17 protein-coding genes are annotated in these 19,714 nt (G+C 70.8%); 9 read left to right on the top strand and 8 right to left on the bottom strand.

All coding sequences use genetic code 11. The features are described 5' to 3' along the window. Window positions 1-135 precede the first annotated feature (135 nt). From MWM08_RS12995 to MWM08_RS13005, 3 genes are read right to left on the bottom strand one after another with little or no spacing between them, the layout of a single operon-like run. Window positions 136-1,011 (bottom strand): transglutaminase family protein, encoded by an 876-nt coding sequence (locus MWM08_RS12995; protein WP_244459856.1) that lies wholly within the window; start codon window positions 1,009-1,011, stop codon window positions 136-138. Further along, window positions 1,008-3,485: a circularly permuted type 2 ATP-grasp protein gene (locus MWM08_RS13000; protein ID WP_244459857.1), complete on the bottom strand. Its 2,478-nt coding sequence runs from the start codon at window positions 3,483-3,485 to the stop codon at window positions 1,008-1,010. Before MWM08_RS13000 ends, MWM08_RS12995 begins: the two co-directional genes overlap by 4 nt. After that, complete coding sequence (locus MWM08_RS13005) at window positions 3,478-6,852, bottom strand: transglutaminase family protein (RefSeq protein ID WP_244459858.1); 3,375 nt, start codon at window positions 6,850-6,852, stop codon at window positions 3,478-3,480. The genes MWM08_RS13000 and MWM08_RS13005 overlap by 8 nt, the downstream gene beginning before the upstream one ends. A 158-nt stretch (window positions 6,853-7,010) precedes the next feature. On the opposite strand from MWM08_RS13005, the gene MWM08_RS13010 reads away from it, so the two are divergent. The 3 genes from MWM08_RS13010 to MWM08_RS13020 all read left to right on the top strand — a co-directional run bounded on the left by MWM08_RS13010 (window position 7,011) and on the right by MWM08_RS13020 (window position 10,382). Beyond that, window positions 7,011-8,312 carry a ferredoxin reductase family protein gene (locus MWM08_RS13010; RefSeq protein ID WP_244459859.1) on the top strand — a complete coding sequence of 434 codons (1,302 nt, stop codon included), beginning with the start codon at window positions 7,011-7,013 and terminating at the stop codon, window positions 8,310-8,312. Window positions 8,313-8,366: 54 nt separating this feature from the next. Beyond that, window positions 8,367-10,085 carry an N-acyl-D-amino-acid deacylase family protein gene (locus tag MWM08_RS13015; protein ID WP_244459860.1) on the top strand — a complete coding sequence of 573 codons (1,719 nt, stop codon included), beginning with the start codon at window positions 8,367-8,369 and terminating at the stop codon, window positions 10,083-10,085. Window positions 10,086-10,166: 81 nt separating this feature from the next. Beyond that, the gene (locus MWM08_RS13020) at window positions 10,167-10,382 is read left to right on the top strand and encodes a hypothetical protein (protein WP_244459861.1); all 216 of its coding nucleotides are present in this window, start codon (window positions 10,167-10,169) and stop codon (window positions 10,380-10,382) included. A gap of 122 nt (window positions 10,383-10,504) precedes the next feature. Here the strand turns inward: MWM08_RS13020 and MWM08_RS13025 are convergent, their stop codons facing one another. Next, window positions 10,505-11,434: a 3-hydroxyacyl-CoA dehydrogenase NAD-binding domain-containing protein gene (locus tag MWM08_RS13025; RefSeq protein ID WP_244459862.1), complete on the bottom strand. Its 930-nt coding sequence runs from the start codon at window positions 11,432-11,434 to the stop codon at window positions 10,505-10,507. A gap of 125 nt (window positions 11,435-11,559) precedes the next feature. Between MWM08_RS13025 and MWM08_RS13030 the strand changes: the two genes are divergently transcribed. Genes MWM08_RS13030 through MWM08_RS13040 form a run of 3 tightly spaced genes read left to right on the top strand, consistent with a single transcriptional unit; the run spans window position 11,560 to window position 14,139 of the window. Further along, a complete protein-coding gene (locus tag MWM08_RS13030; RefSeq protein WP_244459863.1) occupies window positions 11,560-12,402 on the top strand; it encodes a serine hydrolase in 843 nt (280 codons plus the stop codon). A 1-nt stretch (window position 12,403) separates the two neighbouring features. Then, entirely contained in the window at window positions 12,404-13,273 is an 870-nt protein-coding gene (locus MWM08_RS13035) for an HTD2 family dehydratase (protein WP_244459864.1), read from the top strand. Beyond that, window positions 13,270-14,139: an HpcH/HpaI aldolase/citrate lyase family protein gene (locus MWM08_RS13040; RefSeq protein ID WP_244459865.1), complete on the top strand. Its 870-nt coding sequence runs from the start codon at window positions 13,270-13,272 to the stop codon at window positions 14,137-14,139. The genes MWM08_RS13035 and MWM08_RS13040 overlap by 4 nt, the downstream gene beginning before the upstream one ends. A 6-nt stretch (window positions 14,140-14,145) precedes the next feature. Here the strand turns inward: MWM08_RS13040 and allE are convergent, their stop codons facing one another. Genes allE through MWM08_RS13055 form a run of 3 tightly spaced genes read right to left on the bottom strand, consistent with a single transcriptional unit; the run spans window position 14,146 to window position 16,529 of the window. After that, the gene (gene allE / locus MWM08_RS13045; RefSeq protein ID WP_244459866.1) at window positions 14,146-14,913 is read right to left on the bottom strand and encodes a (S)-ureidoglycine aminohydrolase; all 768 of its coding nucleotides are present in this window, start codon (window positions 14,911-14,913) and stop codon (window positions 14,146-14,148) included. Beyond that, the gene (locus MWM08_RS13050; RefSeq protein WP_244459867.1) at window positions 14,910-15,212 is read right to left on the bottom strand and encodes a putative quinol monooxygenase; all 303 of its coding nucleotides are present in this window, start codon (window positions 15,210-15,212) and stop codon (window positions 14,910-14,912) included. The genes allE and MWM08_RS13050 overlap by 4 nt, the downstream gene beginning before the upstream one ends. A gap of 57 nt (window positions 15,213-15,269) precedes the next feature. Continuing rightward, window positions 15,270-16,529 carry a D-amino acid dehydrogenase gene (locus tag MWM08_RS13055; protein ID WP_244459868.1) on the bottom strand — a complete coding sequence of 420 codons (1,260 nt, stop codon included), beginning with the start codon at window positions 16,527-16,529 and terminating at the stop codon, window positions 15,270-15,272. Between the two features lie 134 nt (window positions 16,530-16,663). On the opposite strand from MWM08_RS13055, the gene MWM08_RS13060 reads away from it, so the two are divergent. Both MWM08_RS13060 and MWM08_RS13065 read left to right on the top strand, forming a co-directional pair. Further along, window positions 16,664-17,110, top strand: a complete 447-nt coding sequence (locus MWM08_RS13060) for an Lrp/AsnC family transcriptional regulator (protein ID WP_244459869.1) — start codon at window positions 16,664-16,666, stop codon at window positions 17,108-17,110. A 37-nt stretch (window positions 17,111-17,147) separates the two neighbouring features. Further along, complete coding sequence (locus tag MWM08_RS13065) at window positions 17,148-17,555, top strand: hypothetical protein (RefSeq protein WP_244459870.1); 408 nt, start codon at window positions 17,148-17,150, stop codon at window positions 17,553-17,555. Between the two features lie 33 nt (window positions 17,556-17,588). On the opposite strand, the gene MWM08_RS13070 is transcribed toward MWM08_RS13065, so the two are convergent. Beyond that, entirely contained in the window at window positions 17,589-18,512 is a 924-nt protein-coding gene (locus MWM08_RS13070; RefSeq protein WP_244459871.1) for a dihydrodipicolinate synthase family protein, read from the bottom strand. Between the two features lie 58 nt (window positions 18,513-18,570). On the opposite strand from MWM08_RS13070, the gene MWM08_RS13075 reads away from it, so the two are divergent. After that, entirely contained in the window at window positions 18,571-19,710 is a 1,140-nt protein-coding gene (locus MWM08_RS13075; protein WP_244459872.1) for a 2-methylaconitate cis-trans isomerase PrpF family protein, read from the top strand. The last annotated feature ends 4 nt before the right edge of the window (window positions 19,711-19,714 follow it).

Below are 19,714 nucleotides of genomic sequence, written 5' to 3' on the forward strand. Positions count from 1 at the left end.
TGGTCTCCGCAGGAGCTTGCCAAACTGTCATCTCGCGCGCCCGCCGCGTCAACCGCCGCAACGTCGGCGAAACGCTGCCACGCCCCCACTCTGCGCGCCGCCCGTGCACCCCTGCCGCGCGCGCGGGCAGCGCGGTCAGGCCGGGACCGCGCCTTCCACGGCGTCGAGGTCCACGCCCACCCGCAGCCCGTGCTCGCCCCCGCCCAGGATCACGCCGCGCAGTGGGCTGACATCGGCGAAGTCGCGCCCCCAGGCGAGCACCACGTGCTCGTCGCGCACCACGATGTCGTTGGTCGGGTCGAGACCGACCCAGCCCTGCCCGGGCCCGAGCCAGGCCTCGACCCAGGCATGCGACTGGTCCGCCCCGCGCCGCGCGGCGCCGCCGGGCGGCGGGCGCGTGCGGACGTACCCCGACACGTAGCGCGCCGGCAGGCCGAGGCCGCGCAGCCCGCTGATCATCACATGCGCATAGTCCTGGCAGACACCGACCCGGCTCTCCAGCACCTCGACGACCTGCGTGTTGGGTCCCGTGACACCCGGCTTGTAGGTGAAGTCGCGCCGGATGCGCGCCATGAGTTCGAGCAGCCCCTGCAGCACCGGACGCCGGGTGGGGAACGATGCCGCCGCATAGCCGCGCGCCGCCGGCACCAGCGGCACCAACGGGCTGGGGAAGACGAATTCCACCGCCTCCGAAGTGCGCGCGGCATCGCGCACAACCTCCCACGGCAGCGTCGAAGGCGCCTCGGGCGGGCTGGGGAAGCGCACCTCGACCAGCGCCTCCGCGACCACCTCGAAGCGCGCATGCGGCACGTCGATGAAGACGCGGCTCGCCCGGTTGCCGAAATGGTCCGCCGCCTCGGTCACGTGCGAGGGCGCGGGCGTGATGTCGATGGTCGACCGCGCCACCTTCTGGTGCACCAGCGCGCGCGGCGTCAGCAGCAGAAGATGCGCCGCGAGGTCCACCGGATGCGCGTAGGCATAGGTGGTGACGTGCCGCAGTCGATAAATCACGCCGCCCCCTTGAGTGCCGGCTCCGCACCTTCGAGGCCGAGCGTCTGCGCTACCGGCAGCAGCGCGAAATACTGCCGCGTCACGCCGTCCGACAGCGCCGCGATGCGGTTCGCCATGGCCTCGAGGCGCGGCGGCAGGCCGGCGGCGGCGAAGGCCTGGTCCGGCGCGCGGATCACGTCGGCGACGATGGCCTCGGCCTCCGCCAGCAGGCTCGCCGCCTCGTCGGGCAGTGCACGGTCGTCGCCGGTCGCGACCTCGGACAGGGACCGGCTGATGGCTTCCAACTGGAAGGCCAGCGCGCGCGGGTTGGACGGGTCCGCCAGCACCAGGTCAAGCGCCGGCGCCGGCTGCAGGATGGTCAGGTAGCGGCTGCGATAGGTGATCACGCTGTCGCACAGTTCCAAAGTCAGCCGCAGTCCGCCCTCGATGCGCGCCGGCGGCTGGTCGAGCGCGAACTGCACCTCCGACGCGATCGCCTGCGCGCGCTCCATCCGCCGCCCGAGGTCGAGGAACAGCCACGCACCGCCACGCACCATGCTCTCCGCCGCGACACCAGCGACCGCGGTGGCGAAGCGCAGCACCGAGATCATGGCGCGCCCGATCGCATCCAGCCCGCTGCCAGCGGCCAGCATCTCGGCGCGCGCGGTGCGCAACGTCAGCGTGAAGGTCGCATGCATGTCGGCGGTCAGGCGGTCGCGCACCATGGCGGTCAGCGTCGCGATGCGGTCGGCCAGCGCCGGCAGTGCGCCGCCCTCGCGCATCGCCGCCGCGATGATCCCGGGCAGCGCCTGTGCAGCGGATGACCCTGCCACTTCCTCGGCGCCCGTGAACCCCGCCTGACCGAGGCAGCGCGCGAGTGCGGCAACCTCGGCCGCCTCGCGCGGGAGCACCACCCCGCGCGAGATGCGTGCCTGCGTCGCGCGTACTAGCCGCGCCGCACGTTCCAGCCGTTCCGTGTAGCGCCCGAGCCAGAACAGATTGTCCGCCACGCGCGAGGGCAGCGCGCCCGGCTGCCGGCGGATCGGCAGCGGCGGCAGTTGCAGCGCGGCCGGGCCGATGATGTCGGCACCCTCGTCGGCCAGCACCCAGACATCCTTGGACAGGCCCTGCGTCGGCAGCGCGCCGCCGATCGACAACGCCTCCCCGATGCGCGCGAGCCCGCCCGGCATCACATGCCACGCCGTGCCGTCGAACACCGCGAACATGCGCAGCATCAGCGGCCGCGGCTCCAGCCCATCGCCCACCACGCAGGGCACGACGGACGCGACCGGCAGGCGCGTCGCCGCATAGGCGGCCGGTCGCGCCTCGGCACCGATCGCATGCGCCCAGGCATCGAGCGGCACCGGTGTGGGCGCGGCGCCATCGGTCGCGCCGCGTACCAGCCAGCCGCTTTCCTGCGCGATGCGCGAACGCGCCGCGGGATCACCGAGCCACAGCGTCTCGACCGATGGCAGCAGCAACGCCTCGCCGAGCAGCCGCGGCGCCAACGCATCCAGGAAGGCCGCCAGTGCGGGCGCTTCCGCCAGCCCCGCGCCTGGCACGTTCAGGACGCGCACTGCGCCGTGCCGCGCTGCATCCAGCAGCCCGGGCACGCCGAACGTCCCGGCCTCGGCGCATTCCAGCGGATCGAGGCTGGTGCCCTCGACGCGCGAGAGCAGCACGTCCACCCGCTGCAGCCCCTGCAGCGTCTTGAGGTACAGCACGCCGCCGCGCACCGTGAGGTCGCCGCTTTCGACCAGCGCGCAGGACAATTCGCGCGAGAGCAGCATGTCCTCGAACCAGCGCGGGTGATGCGTGCCGCGCGTCAGCAGCGCCACCGCCGGGTCGCCGCGCTCCGGCGGCGCGAGCCGCTGCAGCGCATCCTGCCAGACATCGAAGAAGGGGCGCATCGATCGCACCTGTGCGCCGCGGAAGGCCTCCGGCATCACGCGCGCGAGCAGCCGCCGGTTCTCCCGCGCGAGGCCCGGCCCCGCCGGCGCGGTGGTGCGGTCGGCCAGCACGCGCCAGGCGCCGTCCAGCCCGCGCAGCAGGTCCACCGCATAGACATGCAGCATGGGCTGCGTCGGCGCCGCGCCCTCCTGCCGGCAGGGCCGCAGGAAGGCCGGGTTGGCGAAGACCACCTCGGGCGGAATCGCCCCTTCGGCGACAAGGCGCTGCGGGCCATAGAGGTCGGCGAGCACGGCTTCCAGCAGCCGGGCGCGCTGCGCGATGCCAGCCTCGAGCGTCGCGAATTCCTCGGCCGGCAGCACGAGCGGCAGCGGGTCGCAGCGCCAGGCCACTTCGCGCTTCGCGCCAGGCAGCACGCCGGCCATGCCCTCATCCTCGAAGGCGCGGTCGAGCCGGCGTGCGCGCTCGCCCAGCACGCCCTCGCCCATGCCACCCAGGATACCGAGCAGCATACGCCAATGCGGGCGCACGCCCCCCCTGCCATCGACCATCTCGTCGAGCGGCAGCGGGGCGGGGTGGTCAGCCATGACGCCTCAGGTCGAGCGTGAAGGGCAGTTCGAGTCCGGCGGGCGGCTCGGGCGGCGCCATGCGTCCGGCGGTGTGGCCGAAGGCCTGCACGCGGGCACGACGACGCGCCTCGGCCTCGTTGGCATTGACCGGGTAGCGGTCGTAGCTGCGCCCACCCGGATGCGCGACGTGATAGGTCATACCCCCCAGGCTGCGCCCGTTCCAGCGGTCGAAGACATCCAGCACAAGTGGTGTCTGCGGCCGGATGGTCGGGTGCAGCGACGATGGCGGGTTCCACGCCTTGAAGCGGATGCCGGCCACGTATTCGCCCGCACGCTCCGTCGCGCGCAGCGGCACGGCCACGCCGTTCACCGCGAGGGCCTGGCGGTCGGGCACCCAGTTCGTCACGCGCGCCTGCACGCGCTCGGCGCTGCTGTCGACATAGCGCGCGGTGCCGCCGGTCACCTGCTCCTCGGCCAGCACATGCCAGGGCTCCAGCGCGTGGCGAAGTTCGAGGCCGACATCGCGCACCGTCGTCTCGCCGATCACCGGGAAGCGGAAGGACATGTGCGGGGCGAACCAGTCCGGGTCGATCGGCGCGCCCATGTTGCGCAGTTCATCGATCGCGTCCTGGAAATCCGCGCCGCAGTAGTGCGGCAGCATGAACTGGTCGTTCAGCCGCGTGCCCCAGCGCACCAGGCGGCGTTCATAGGGGCGTTCCCAGAAGGCGGCGACGGCGGCGCGCATCAACAGCATCTGCACTGCCGACATCTCAGCATGCGGCGGCATCTCGAAGCCGCGGAACTCCACCAGCCCGCGCCGGCCCGACGACGTCGCCGGATCGTACATCTTGTCGATGCAGAATTCCGTGCGGTGCGTGTTGCCGGTCATATCCGCGAGCAGGTTGCGGAACAGCCGGTCGGTCATCCAGGGCGGCACTTCCTGCCAGGCATGCACCTTGGAAAACGCGATCTCCAGTTCATGGATCGCATCCATCCGCGCCTCGTCGATGCGCGGGTGCTGGCTGGTCGGGCCGATGAACAGCCCGCTGAACAGGTAGGACAGCGAGGGATGGTTGTGCCAGAAGCCGACCAGCGACTTCAGCAGGTCGGGCCGGCGTAGGAACGGGCTTTCAGCGACGGAGGCGCCGCCCATCACCACGTGGTTGCCGCCGCCGGTGCCGACATGCCGCCCGTCGGTCATGAATTTCTCGGCGGCAAGCCCGACCTGGCGCGCTTCCTCGTACAGCGCGGTGGTGCGACCGACCACCTCCTCCCAGCTGTTCGCCGGATGGATGTTCACCTCGATCACGCCGGGGTCGGGCGTTACCGAGAAATGCAGCAGCCGCGGGTCGGATGGCGGAAGGTAGCCTTCCAGCACCACCTTGCGGCCCATCTCGGCCGCCGTGCTCTCCACCGCCGTGACCATGTCGAGCCAGTCCTCGGCGGCGAACAGCGGCGGGAAGAAGACATGCAGCTTTCCCTCGCGCGCTTCGACCGCAAGCGCGGTGCGCACCACGTTCGGGTCGGATTCCCCGACCACCGGGATCGGCTGCGGCTGCGGGCGGAAATCCTCGATCCCCGCGGAGGTGCCCTCCCCGGCCAGCGGCGCGCGCAGGGCACGCTGCGCCAGGCTCTCGGGCAACTGCTGGGCGCGCAGGGCGCGCTGCGCGGCGAGGGCAGCATGCGGCGGCAGGTCGTCGCGCCAGGCGAAAGGATCGGCCTCGAAGTCGCGGGTGCGCGCGGCATCCTCCGGCGAGATCCAGGGCAGCGACGCGAGCGGCAGGCGCAGCCCGATCGGGCTGTCGCCCGGCACCAGGAACAGGTGCTCCCCGCGCAGGAACCAGCGGCCGGACTGCCAGCGCCGCACGCCGTCCTGCATCACGCGACGGATCGGCAGCACCGACCCGACCTCCGCCGAGAGCCCCTGCGTATAGATGCGCGCAAGCCGCTCACGCTCGAGCTCGTCGCCCAGCTTCGAGTCCTCGACCACGACATTCGCCGGCAGGCGCTGTTCGCGCCACAGGTAGTAGTGAATGTCCTCGTGTGCGCCCTGCACCAGGTCCGGATCGACCTGCAGGCGCTCGGCCAGCAGGCGCGCGAAGCGCCCGGCATCGGTCGCCGTCGCGTCGTCGCGGTCGTCATCGGAGGCGAGCAGCGCGGGGTCGCTCCAGACCGGCTCCCCGTCGGCGCGCCAGTGCGAATACAGCGCCCAGCGCGGCAATTGCTCGCCGGGATAATGCTTGCCCATGTTGGTGGTCAGCGCCGCACCGGGGGACCACAGCGCGACCAGCCTGCGCAGCAGCCGCCCGGCATAGGCGCGCTTGGTCGGCCCCAGCGCGTCGGTGTTCCATTCCGCGGCGTCGCGGTCGGACGCCGCCACGAAGGTTGGCTCGCCGCCCATCGTCATGCGCAGGCCGAGCGACCTCAGCTTGCGGTCGACACACTCGCCGGCGGTGCGGATCGCCTCCCACTGGTCGGGCGTGTAGGGCTTGGTGACGCGCGGCGTCTCGCGAATGCGCCGGACGCTCATCTCGAAGCCGAATTCGGTCTCGACCTTCTCGAGCCCGCCCGAGATCGGCGCGGCCGATTGCGGCTCCGGCGTCGCCGCCAGCGGGATATGCCCCTCCCCGGTCATCAGGCCGGAGGTCGCATCGAGGCCGATCCACCCGGCGCCGGGCAGATAGACCTCGGCCCAGGCATGCAGGTCGGTGAAGTCGGCGGTCGGGCCTTCCGGGCCTTCGATCGGCTTCTGGTCCGCCACCAGCTGGATCAGGTAGCCCGACACGAAGCGCGCGGCGAATCCCAGCCGGCGCAGCAACTGCACCAGCAGCCAGGCGCTGTCGCGGCACGACCCTTTGCCCTGCCGCAGCGTGGTGTCGGGTGACCAGACGCCAGGCTCCATGCGCACGACATAGGCGATTCGCGACTGCACCAGCTGGTTGAGCGCCACCAGCTTGTCGACGGTGCGCTGTTCCTCGCGCGGCACCTCGGCCAGCAGCGCCTCGAGCAGCGGGCCCGAGGGGTCGATCCGGCGGAATGGCGCCAGTTCCTGTTCCAAACCGGGATCATAGGCGAAGGGCCAGGTCTCGGCCTCGGGCTCCAGGAAGAAGTCGAAGGGGTTGATCGTCGCCATGTCGGCAACGAGGTCCACGGTCACGTCGAAATGCGTCACGCGCTCGGGGAACACCACGCGGGCCAGGAAATTCCCCTGCGGGTCCTGCTGCCAGTTCAGGAAATGCGGCTGCGGTTCGACCTTGAGAGCATAGGCCAGCACCGGCGTGCGGCTGTGCGGCGCCGGTCGCAGCCGAATGGTCTGCGGCCCCAGGCTGGCAGGCCGGGCATAGCGGTAAGTGGTGCGGTGCGTCAGCGCGACATGAATGGACATGACTTGGCCTGGATGGTTGGGGCGGTTTCCCACGGATGCGAAGGCCGATGCAATCGCCGGTCCAACGGCACGTACCCGCGGCGCGTCTTGCGCCACGTCAAGGCGGCCAGCCCCGGAGGCCGATACCCAGGGGACAACGTCCGGGAGCCCGTCGCACCGTGCCCGCCAGCCTGCTGATCACCGCCTATGCCATCCTGGTGGGCCTGCCGGTGGCACTCGGCTGGGCGCTGGTCGGGCCTGCCCGGGCCTGGCCGGACGAACTCTCCTCCGCGCTCGCCCTCGCCGGCTTTGCCGCGCTGCTGCTGGAATTCCTGCTCTCCGGGCGGTTCCGCGCGGTCAGCGGAGGCATTGGCATCGACCGCACCATGCGCTGGCACCAGATGTTCGCCCGGGTGCTGACACTCGCCCTGCTGGTCCACCCCTTCCTGTACACAACGCCGACCGGTGCGCAGTTCCTGCGCCCCGAGGACGCGACCCACGCCGGTGTCCTGGGGCTCGACTCGCACAGCCTCGCGACCGGGGCCATCGCCTGGCTGCTGCTGGGCGTGCTGACCGTGACGGCCATCGGGCGCGATGCCCTGCCCTGGCGCTACGAGACCTGGCGCCTGATGCACGGCCTCGGCGCCGCTCTGGTGGCCTTGCTTGGCATGCGGCACACGCTCTGGGCCGGCCGCTACAGCCTGCATCCCGTACTGACCGCCTATTGGGCCGTGCTGTTCGCCGCTGCCATGCTGAGCCTGGTCGCGGTCTACCTGGTTCGCCCGATCCGCCTGGCGCGCCGCCCCTGGCGGGTTGCGTCGGTCATCCCGGCGGCCGAGCGGACCTGGGAGGTCACGCTGGAACCGGCCGGCCACAGCGGCCTGCGCTTCCGCCCCGGCCAGTTTGCCTGGCTGCGGCTCGACCGTCCGGCCTGGTCGATGCGCGAACACCCCTTCTCCATCGCCTCAGCCCCCGCGCCGGATGGGCGGCTGACCTTCCTGGTGAAGGAGGCCGGCGACTTCACCGCCACGATCGGCACGCTGCGCCCGGGCGCGCGCGCCTTCGTCGAGGGACCGCACGGCCACCTGGTGGTGGACGACCGCGATGCCCCCGGCCTGTGCCTCATTGCCGGAGGCGTCGGCATCGCGCCGCTGCTGTCGATCCTGCGCGCCAAGCCGGCCTGCCCGGTGCTGCTGGTCTACGGCAACCGCCATGCCGGGCAGATCGTGGCGCAGGATGAACTCGCCGCCGCCAGGGCCGAGGTCGTGCAGGTGCTGCAGGAGCCCCCACCGGGCTGGACCGGCGAGACCGGGATGGTGACGCGCGACCTTGTGCGGCGCCGCTGCTCCGGCGCGGCGCGGGACGGATGGCTGTTCGTCCTGTGCGGCCCGCCGCCGATGATGCGCGAGGTCCGCACCGGCCTCGCTTCGCTCGGCGTGCCGGCGGCCCGCATCCTAGAGGAACGCTTCGTCTACGATTGAGCCTCCGCCCCGCCGGGCCTAGGCTACGCCCCGACGGGAAAGGAAACGCAGGCCATGGCCGATCTGGTGATCCGCGGCGGTACAGTGGTGGACGGCACCGGCGCCGAACCCATCGAGGCCGATGTCGCGATCGAGGGCGGCCGCATCACGCAGGTCGGCCGCGTGACCGAACGCGGGCGCGAGGAGATCGACGCGCGCGGCCACATCGTCACCCCCGGCTTCGTCGACATCCATACCCATTACGACGGCCAGGCCGTGTGGGACTCCCACCTGGCCCCGTCCGCCTGGCACGGCGTGACCACCGCGGTGATGGGCAATTGCGGCGTCGGCTTCGCGCCCTGCCGCGCGGCCGACCGCGACAAGCTGATCGAACTCATGGAAGGCGTCGAGGACATCCCCGGCCCGATCCTGCACGAGGGCCTCGACTGGCGGTGGGAGACCTTCCCCGAATACCTCGACGCGCTGGAGGCGAAGCCGCGCGACATCGACATCTGCGCCCTGCTGCCGCACGGCGCGCTGCGCGTGCACGTCATGGGCGAACGCGGCCTGGCGCTGGAGAACGCCAACCAGGCCGACATCGCGAAGATGCGGGAGATCACCGCCGAGGCGGTGCGCGCCGGCGCCTTCGGCGTGAGCACCTCGCGCACCATCAGCCACAAGACGCTGAAGGGCGACCCCACGCCCACCCTGCGCGCGCAGGAGGAAGAACTGCACGGCCTCGCACTCGGCCTGCGCGATGGCGGCGGCGGGCTGCTGGAACTGGTCAGCGACTGGAACACGCCCGACCCCGCCACCGAATTCGCCATCGTCCGCCGCGTGGTGGAAGCGACCGGACAGCCGGTGGTCTTCTCGCTGACCGCGCGGCACGACCGCACCGAGGCCTGGAAGGAACTGCTGGCGCTGTCCGACAGGGCGGCGGCCGACGGCCTGCCGATCCGCCCGGTCTTCCCGCCGCGGCCGATCGGCATCCTGCTCGGCCTGAACGGCAGCCAGAACCCCTTCGCCGGCTGCGCGTCGTATCGCGACATCGCGCACCTGCCAGCACCCGCCCGCGCCGCCGCCATGCGCGACCCCGCGCTGCGCGCGCGCATCCTGTCCGAGGACCGCATCAGCGGATCGACCTTCCCGCTGATCACGCGCCTGGGCTTCGAACGCATGTTCCCCTTCGGCGACCCGCCGGACTACGCGCCGCCGCAGGAGGCCTCGATCGCCGCCATCGCCGCGCGCGAAGGTCGCAGCGCCGAGGAAGTCGCCTACGACCTGCTGACCGCTGATGACGGTGCGGGCTTCATCTTCGCGCCGCTGACCAACTTCGCGGACTACACGCTCTCGGCCAGCGCGGAATGCCTGCGCCACCCGAATGCCATCGCCGGCCTGTCGGATGGCGGGGCGCATGTCGGCTTCATCTCGGACGGGTCCTTCCCGACCTTCCTGCTCACCTATTGGGCACGCGACGGCAAGGAGGCGGTGTTTCCGGTGCAGGACATCATCCGTCGCCTGACCTCCGACACGGCGCGCGCGGCCGGGCTGCACGACCGCGGCGTGCTGCGCGCGGGGCTGCGCGCCGATGTGAACGTCATCGACCTGGCGGCGCTGACCTTGGATGCGCCCCGCATGGTGGCGGACCTGCCGGCGGGCGGACGGCGTTTGTTGCAGCGCGCGCGCGGCTATACCGCAACGGTGGTCCATGGCGCCGTCACCTATCGCGACGGCAGCGCCACCGGCGCTCTGCCTGGACGCCTGGTGCGTGCGGGGCGCAACGCGACGGTGTGATCCACGCCACCGACGCTGCGCGGGCCAGGGGCGCAGCCTGCCGCCGTCGCCGCCAGATCGCGTGGCGTGCGGGAGGCACCGATGTCTGGTCCCTGGCGTGTCGTGGTCATGTGCTGCGTCCTGGCGGCCGGCAGCGCCCATGCGTCCCTGGTGCTGCCGACGCAGGAACGCTGCCAGGTCGCCGGCCCCTTCGCATCGCTGGTCCGCGCCATCGAGGCCGCGCAGGCGGCGCGTGACCGCGGCGCCAACCCGGTGACGTTCCGCACCGATGACGGCTACTTCGTGCGCGCCTGCTGAGGGGCGCGGGCCTCGGCACGAGGTTCTGACCCTTGGCCGTCGCCTGACGGCGCGCCACCCCGCAGGCGCGGCTGCGGGCGGCCAGAAGCCAATACCAACAGTCGAGACGTCGACGGTTGACTTCAGCCCGCCCGGCGCGCCTCGAGCAATCGCACCAGCGCGGCATCGCGCCGCGCCGCGAGATCGGCCGTGCCGGCGCCGGCCGTCGCCTCGGCGACGCCCTGCACGAGAACCTGCTGAAGCGCCGCATCCACATCCGGTTCGCCGAGGTCATCCCACCACGACGTCACCGCCGGTAGCAGGTGATGCATGAAATGACCGATGCCGCCCTCCCCGCCGGCCAGGTGGAAGGTGGTGTGCGGGCCCATCAACGCCCAGCGCAGGCCGGGTCCCTCGCTGATCGCGGCATCGACATCGGCGACGGTCGCGACCCCCTCGGCCACCAGGTGAACCGCCTCGCGCCACAGCGCCGCCTGCAGGCGATTCGCGAGGTGGCCGGGCACTTCCTTGCGGATCTCGATCGGGTGCTTGCCGATGGCGCGGTAGAAGGTCATCGCCGCGGCGACCGCCTCCGGGCTGCCCTTGGCGCCACCCACCACCTCCACCAGCGGGATCAGGTGCGGCGGGTTGAAAGGATGGCCGATCACGACGCGCCCGGGATGCGCGCAGCGTTCCGACAGGCGACTGGCGAGAAGGCCCGAGGTCGATGACGCGATCACAACGTCGGGCGGCAGCGCCGCGTCGATGCGCGCGAGAAGGTCCTGCTTGATGTCCAGCCGCTCCGGCGCGCTCTCCTGCACGAAATCGCAGCCGACGCAGGCCGCGGCGGGGTCGGCGTCGAATGTCCAGGCCGTCGGATCCGCATCGGCCTTGCCGCCGAGCCGCATCAGCACCGGCCAGGCAGTCCCGATCATCCGCCGCATCAGGTCGGGCGCGCCGGGCGACGGGTCGCTGGCGCTCACGGGAATGCCACGGCTGAGGAAATACGCCGCCCAGGACGCGCCGATGGTGCCCGCGCCGATCACCGCGACGCGCCTGATGTCCTGCCGCATGGGGCTTCCTCCTGTGCTTGCCGTGCAGACTAGCGCCTGATGCGCGCGGGCGGAATGCGAAGCGGCGTCCGCCCTGGCCAGCCGCACGCCGCGGGGCTAGCCTCCGCCGCGCAGGAGGAACCGACATGCAGGACCTGGTTTCGCGGATGAACGCCGTCTGCGATGCGCAACCCTTCGACACCACCTGGTTCGTGAAGGACCTCGCGACCGGATGGCACGCCGATCGTGGCGGCGACGTGGTCACGCCCTCGGCCAGCACGCGCAAGACCTCGATCCTGATGCACGCGCTGTCCAAGGTGCATGAGGGCAAGCTGCGCCTGGACGAGCCCTGCACCATCGAGGCGCGCCTGCAGGAAGGTGTCGAGAGCGGCACCTACCAGTACATGACGCCCGGCTGCGTGATCCCGCTGCGCGACGCCTTCGTGAACATGATCATCACGTCGGACAATGTCTCCACGCAGATCGTGCTGGAGCGGCTCGATCGCGACGAACTCAACGCGTGGTGCCGCGGCATCGGCATGACCGGTACGACGCATCGCGTGAACTTCCCACCGCCAGGCCTGGCCTGGGACCACCCGATCGACGCAGTGGCGAGCACCACGGCGCAGGACCAGGTCCTGCTGCTCGATCGCATGGTCGCCGGCGCCAAGGACCCGGCTGCCGCCGCCGCGCTGGGTGCCACGCCGGAACTCTGCCGGCTCGGCCTCGACATCCTGTCCTGGCAGCGGCTGCGCAACCTGATCCCGTCGCTGTTGCCGGCCAAGACCAAGGTGGCGAACAAGACCGGGCGCGGGCCACGCGGGCGGATGGATGCGGGCGTGGTCTATCGTGGCGACGCGCCGCGCTTCATCATCGCGGTCTATTGCGACCGCGTGCCCGACACGCTGCCGGACGGACTGCCGGGCTTCACCGCCGCCTATGCCACCGCCGGGCGGCTGACGCGCCTGTGCTGGGACACGATGAACTGACATGACCGATGCGGAATTCGAGGCGGCGATCGCCGCGCTGCAGGACTGGGTAGGGCGCGAGCGCGTGGTGGAGGACGAGATCGGCCTGTCCTCCGCGCGCCGCATCGGGGCCATGCTCGACATCGACCCGGCCAGCCTGAAGCATGGCGATGCGCTGCCACCGCACTGGTTCACCATGTTCTTCCCGGACATCGCGAAGCAGGGCGACATCGGCCCCGACGGCCACCCCAACAAGGGCGTGTTCCTGCCGCCCATCCCGCTGCCACGGCGCATGGGCGCGGGACGGCGCGTGACGATCCATGAATCGCTGCGCATCGGCACGCCCGCCATCAAGCGCGCTATCGTCGCACAGGTGCTGCCCAAGATCGGCCGCACCGGGCGCATGGCGATCCTGACCATGCGCCACGTCATCGAATGCGAAGGCCGCACCATCGCGGTGGACGAATTCGACGCGATGTACCGCGAGGCTCCGCCGCCCGGCCAGCCGAGCCCGCAGACGCCGCCCAACCCCGCGCCCACCAACGGCATCTACGCCGACCCGGTGCTGCTCTCCTCCGCGCTGGTGTTCCGCTATTCGTCGGTGACGTGGAACGCGCACCGCATCCACTACGACGCCGACTACGCGCGCACCGAGGAAGGCTATCCCGCCACCGTGCAGAATGGCGGGCTGACCATGCAGCTTTTGCTGGATGCGGCGCTGAAGCGTGCGCCGGGGCGTCTTGCGGGCTTCACGGCACGGCTGGCGCGGCCGCTCTGGGTGAACGACACCGTCACGCTGTGCGGCGCCGCGCCGGCGGATGGCAAGATGGCGTGCTGGGCAGCGGACAAGGACGGCAATCTCTGCGCCACGATGGACCTGATATTCGCATGACCCGAGCCTCCCCCACGACCTGGCGTTCGATGTTGTTCGTGCCCGCCACCGGCGAGAAATTCGTCTCCAAGGCGCACACGCGGGGCGCGGACGTCATCATTCTCGACCTCGAGGATTCCATCCCGCCCGGCGACAAGCAGGACGCGCGCGATGCGCTGCCCGCGGCAGCCGCGACGGTCGGCCAGGCCGGTGCGGAGGTGGCGGTGCGCATCAACCGCCCGCTCGACCTCGCGGTGCCCGACATCGCCGCCGCGATCATGCCTGCGGTCGGAACGTTGATCCTGCCCAAGGTGATGGGCCCCGAACACATCCGCCTGCTGTCGGAAGTGGTCGCGATGCGGGAGGCCAAGCTCGGCATGGCGCCCGGCCACACCCGCTTCGTCGCGGTGGTCGAGACACCCGATGCGCTACCGCTGCTGGGTGCCATCGCCGCCGCCGATCCGCGCGTGGTCACGCTCGGCGTCGGCGCGGAAGACCTGTCGACGGAACTGGAAGCCGTGCCGGGCGGCGACCTGCTCTACCACTTCGGCATGATGGTGGTGGCCGCGGCGCGGGCAGCGCGCATCCAGCCGATGGGTTCGGTCGGCCCCTTCGCGGATTTCTCGGACCTCGAGGGCTATCGCGCCTCGCTCAAGCGTTCGCGCGCGCTGGGCTTCGCCTGCCAGGCTTGTATCCACCCCGCGCAGGTCGCCATCATCAACGAGGAATACGGCCCCTCGCCCGCCGAGGTCGACCGCGCCCGCCGCCTGATCTCTGCCTTCGACGCCGCGATCGCGCAAGGCCTCGGTGCGGTGGCCTTCGAAGGCCAGATGATCGACCTGCCTGTGGTCGAACGCGCGCGCCGCCTGCTGGCCCGCGCGCGCTGAAGGGCGTCAGAACGTCACGTCGCGATTGACGTTCTTGTAAAGCAGATAGGCGGCGGGGCCCCATCCGGTGCAGTAGAATTGCTGCGGCACGAAGGGGCCCATCCAGATGAAGTCGCCGGTCCAGACCTCGTGCCAGTCGCGGCCGAGCAGGTAATTGCCCTGGCCTTCGACCATCAGCAGCCCGTGCTCCATGATGTGCGTCTCGATGCAGGGGAAATGCGACCCCGGCTCGAAGCCCATCAGGTTCATCTCGAAGTCGAAGGCCAGGTCGCCGGTACCGAGCAGGAACTGGATGTAGCGGCCCGGCCGGTTGGTGGTGTCGCGCGGCACATCGGCCCGGTTGCCGAAGCGCGGCACGGGCGGCGCCACGCCGGGCAGCGGTTCGTAGGGGCGCTTCACCCAGGCCACCTGCGCCGGTGCTTCGGCTCGCAGCCCCCAGGCGATGCCGGGCGGCACGAAGGCGTAGCCGCCCGGGCCAAGCCGCTGCGCCTGCCCACCGACCGTGACGTCCACGGCACCGTCGAGCACGTAGAAGAAATGCTCGAGCCCATCATCGCGTGGCGCCGTGGTGCCGCCGCCCGCGCCGATCTCCAGCAAGGCCTGCGCGAAGCGGGCGCCGAGTGCCGGCGCCGCCTGGAAGCGCACCACCGTCTCCGCGAAGCCCGGCAGCCGCGAGGGCAGAATGCCCGCCGGCGGCATCATCGCGTAGTGCGGCGTGACGAGGCTGCGGTTGTGACCGAAGACGCCGGGTGGCGGGATGGCGGGCGGCGTCACAGTTCGCACATGGTCAGCACGCGGCCGTCGATCAGCGGGGTATAGGCCTCGCGCACCTTGGGCATGCGCGGGTTCGCCACATGCGCCTTGACGGCATCCTTATCCGTATAGACCTCGACCAGCATGATCCGGCTTTCGTCGCGCGTGCCGTCGGCGTTCATCGGCTGCAGCACGTCGAAGCGCTCGCAGCCCGGTTCCTCGGACAGCGTCAGGCGCGCGTGCTCGCGGATCAGTGCATCGAAGGCGGCGTGGCTGCCGGGCTTCGGCTTGAACTCGACGTGGATGGCGACCTTGGGCATGGCGGTTCCTCCTGCATGTGCATCGCAGGGTGGCAAGGAACCGCCGCGCCGTGAAGGTCAGGCCGTGGCGTAGCGATCCACCGCCAGGTCCGCCGTGTCGATCTCCGGCTTGCGGCCGGTCACAAGGTCCGCCAGCACGCGGCCCGACCCGCAGGCCATGGTCCAGCCCAGCGTGCCATGCCCCGTGTTCAGGTGCAGGTTGCGCAGCCGCGTCGGGCCGACCACCGGCGTGCCATCGGGCGTCATCGGCCGCAGGCCGGTCCAGAACGACGCCTCCGCCACGTTGCCGCCGCGCGGGAACAGGTCAGTCACGGAGTGTTCCAGCGTCTCGCGCCTGGGCTTGCGCAGCGCCATCGAGAAGCCTGCCAGTTCGGCCGTGCCGCCCACGCGGATGCGATCGCCCAGGCGCGTGATCGCGACCTTGTAGGTCTCGTCCATCACGGTCGAGACCGGCGCGCCGCCATCGTCCTTCACCGGCAGCGTCAGCGAATAGCCCTTCACCGGATAGACCGGCACGCGCACGCCCAGCGGCGCGAGCAGCGCGGGCGTGTAGGACCCCAGCGCGGCGACATAGGCATCCGCCGTCTCGGTGCCGGTGCCGGTCACCACGCCGGTCACGCGGTCGCCTTCGGTGGTCAGGCCCTTGATGGTCACGCCGTAGCGGAATCGCACGCCGATCGCCTCGGCCATCGCGGCCAGGCGCTGCGTGAAGATGTGCGCGTCGCCGGTCTCGTCATCTGCCAGGCGCAGCCCGCCCACGAACTTGCCCCGCACGTGCTGCAGCGCAGGCTCGGCGGCGATGCACCCGGCTGGATCGAGCACCTCGTAGGGCACCTTGAAGGTATCCAGCACCGCGGTATCGCCGCCCACCGCATCCAGCTGCTTCTGCGTGCGGAACAGCTGCAGCGTGCCCATCGATCGCCCGTCATAGGCGATGCCCGTCTCGCGCCGCAGGTCGCCCAGGCAGTCGCGCGAGAATTCCGCGAGCCGCACCATGCGCGTCTTGTTCAGCCGGTAGGCGGCCTCGGTGCAGTTGGCCAGCATCTTTGCGAGCCAAGTGTACAGGCGCTGGTCCGCGCGCGGCCACAGCACCAGAGGACGGTGGCGCATCATCAGCCACTTCAGCGCCTTCACGGGAATGCCCGGCCCGGCCCAGGGCGCGGAATAGCCGTAGGAGAGCTGACCCGCATTGGCGAAGGACGTCTCCATCCCCGCGGCGGGCTGGCGGTCCAGCACCGTCACCTCATGGCCCGCGCGCGCCAGGTACCATGCGCTGGTGACGCCGACGACGCCGCTGCCAAGGACAATGACGCGCATGGTGGTGAACCCCTTCGCTCCGATGCGGCAATGATGGCGCGGAAGACATCGCATTTGCTGCGGAACAGGCGAGGATTCTGCTATATGCGCCGTTCCGGTTCGCAGGAACCACAGGTCCTTCGCAGATTCTGCCAATGCTCGACGATGCCGACCATCGGATCCTGAAGGCGCTCCGCCAGGATGGCCGCATGACCAATGCGGCACTGGCCGAGGCGGTGGGCCTGTCGCAATCCGCCTGCCTGCGGCGGTTGCGCCTGCTGGAAACGCGCGGCGTGATCCGCGGCTACACCGCGATCATCGAGGAACCCCAGGACCGCGCCACCGTCACGGTGATCGTGCAGATCACGCTCGACCGGCAGACCGAGGAACACCTGTCGCGCTTCGAAGGCGCGGTGCGCCGCCTGCCGGAAGTGCGCGACTGCTTCCTGATGACGGGCATGTCGGACTACCTGCTACGCGTGGAAGTCCGCGACGCCGCGGATTACGAACGCATCCACAAGGAACAGCTCTCGCGCCTGCCGGGTGTGGCACGGATCCAGTCGTCCTTCGCCATCCGGCGGGTGATCGGGAGCAGGCAGTAAATCGATGCAAAACCGAGTCGCAATGGCAGTCGCGGCAATGCTTCTCGCCAGCTCGCTCCCATCGACGCATGGGGCAAACGGCGCGAGGGCTCAGTCCTCGCCGCAGCCCACCGCCGTCTGCGAGGGTGAACGGCCGCGCACCGCGCATCCCCCTGACATTGCCGCAATCTGGCGCGGAAGCCGCAACACACGAGCGGGCAGGCTGGAGACAGCGCTGCGTGAAGGCTTCATGTGCCGCGATCCGGCAGCACTCGTGGAGATCCTGCGCACGCACGGGTTCCACTGCGGATCCATCCCGTGGATGAACAATCAGACGGTTGATGTTTGCACCATCAACGACCGACGACTCTTGGTGGGTAACGCGAGAACCAGCGTCCGGATCGAGAATGACCTCGGCCTGGTCCGCCGGATCACCGTCAGCGAAATCTTAACGGACTGGCTTTGACGAGAGGACCCCAGAGCGCTGCCTGGCCAGGGTTCACGCCGCCGCGGCCAGCTTCTCCGTCCGCGCCAGCCGCGCCAGCAGGTAGTCCACCTCGCCCACCGTCTCGGCGCTCAGCTTCGGGCCCGGGGCGCGCAGCGTGTCATGCGCGATGATGCCGCGGCGCTTCAGCACGTACTTCCGGATCGCGAGGCCCAGCCCCGGCTGCACCTCGGTGCGGATCAGCGGCAGGTGCAGGTCGAACAGGTCCTGCGCCGCATCGCGGCTTCCCGCCCACATCATGCGGCACACATTCACCAGCATCTCCGGAAAGGCATAGCCGGTCATGATGCCATCGGCCCCGCGCGCGAGTTCCTCGGGCAGGAACTGCCCGCCCACGCCGCCCAGGATCGACACGCGCGGCATCTTGCCCTCGGCTTCCAGCTTCCGCACCGCGGTCAGCTTGTCGAGGCCCGGCCAGTCCTCCGCCTTCAGCATCACCACGCGCTGGTCGGCCGCCATGCGCGCGATCATCGGCGCGGTCATTGTGATGCCCGTCAGCTGAGGATAGTCCTGCAGCACGAAGGGTGCGTTCACCACGTCCACCGCCTGCGCGATGTAGGACACCACGGCCTCGTCGCCCTTCAGACCCGGCGTCGGCGAGACCATGATGCCCGCGGCGCCAAGGTCCATCGACCCGCGCGCGATCGCCCTCATCTGCGCGAAGCCCGGCGCCGAGGCACCGACCACCACCGGGATGCGCCCCGCCACGCGCTTCAGCACGCGATCGACGAAGGTCAGGCTCTCGGCTTCCGTCAGCTTCGGCGCCTCGCCCATGACGCCCAGGATGGTCATGCCGGCCGCACCGGCCGCCATGAAGGCATCCGTCATGCGGTCGGTGCTGTCGAGGTCGAGCGACCCGTCCGGCAGGAACGGCGTGGGGGCGATGACGAAAACGCCCTTGGCGGATCGATCGAGCATGGGCATCCCTTCCGGCTGAAACCGCGCCCAACATAGCGCCCGCGACAGGAACCGCCAGATGGACCAGGCCTTCATCCCCGCCGTCTTCATGCGCGGGGGGTCCTCCAAGGGAGTGTTCTTCCACGCGAAGCACCTGCCGGCCGATCGCGCGCGGCAGGACCCGATCTTCCTGTCGGTGCTGGGCAGCCCCGATCCCTACGGCCGGCAGCTCGACGGCATGGGCGGTGGTATCTCCTCCTTGTCCAAGGCCGTGATCGTTGGCCCGCCGACGCACGCGGACGCGGATGTGGACTACACCTTCGCGCAGGTCGCGGTGGATCGGCCGCTGGTGGACTGGTCGTCCAACTGCGGCAACCTGTCCTCCGCCATTGGCCCCTTCGCGATCGACGAAGGCCTGGTGCGCGCGAGCGACGGCGAGGCGCTGGTGCGCATCCACCAGGTCAACACGCGCCGCATCATCCATGCGCGCTTTCCGGTGCGCGGCGGGCGCGCGGCCGTGGCGGGCGACTTCGCGATGGCCGGCGTGTCGGGCACCGGTGCGCGCATCCGGCTCGATTTCCTCGCCCCCGGCGGTGGCGCGACCGGCGCCCTGCTGCCGACCGGCAACGCGCTGGACACGCTGCACCATGACGGGCGCGACTATGCCGCGACCCTGGTCGATGCCGCCAATGCCTGCGTCTTCCTCGAAGCACGCGAACTCGGCCTGACCGGCACCGAAAGCCCCGACGCGATCGAGGCCGAACCCGCGCTGATGGCGCGCCTCGATGCGCTGCGCCGCCGCGCCGCGGTGCGCATGGGGTTGTGCGCGACGCCCGAGGCCGCGCCGCTCGCCATCCCCAAGGTCGCGGTGGTTGCCCCGCCCGCCCCCTATCGCGCGCTGGACGGCGCGACGCAGGACGCCGCCTCGCACGACATCGCCGTTCGCATGATCTCGATGGAACGCGCCCATCGCGCCGTACCGCTCACCGGCGGGATGGCGCTCGGCGTTGCCTGCGGCATCGCGGGCTCGCTGCCCCATGCGCTTGCCACGCGCGCCATCGCGGACGAGGTGCGCGTCGCCAACCCCTCGGGCATCCTGTCGGTCGGTGCCGAGGTTTCGCACCGCGAAACCGGATGGTTCGCCGACAGCGCCGTGGTGTTTCGCACCGCGCGGCGTCTCATGCAGGGGGCCGTCGCCGTACCGATGCGCCTGCTTTGAGGGT

Origin of the sequence: Roseomonas fluvialis, from assembly GCF_022846615.1 — a bacterium.
GTDB classification, from domain to species: domain Bacteria; phylum Pseudomonadota; class Alphaproteobacteria; order Acetobacterales; family Acetobacteraceae; genus Neoroseomonas; species Neoroseomonas fluvialis.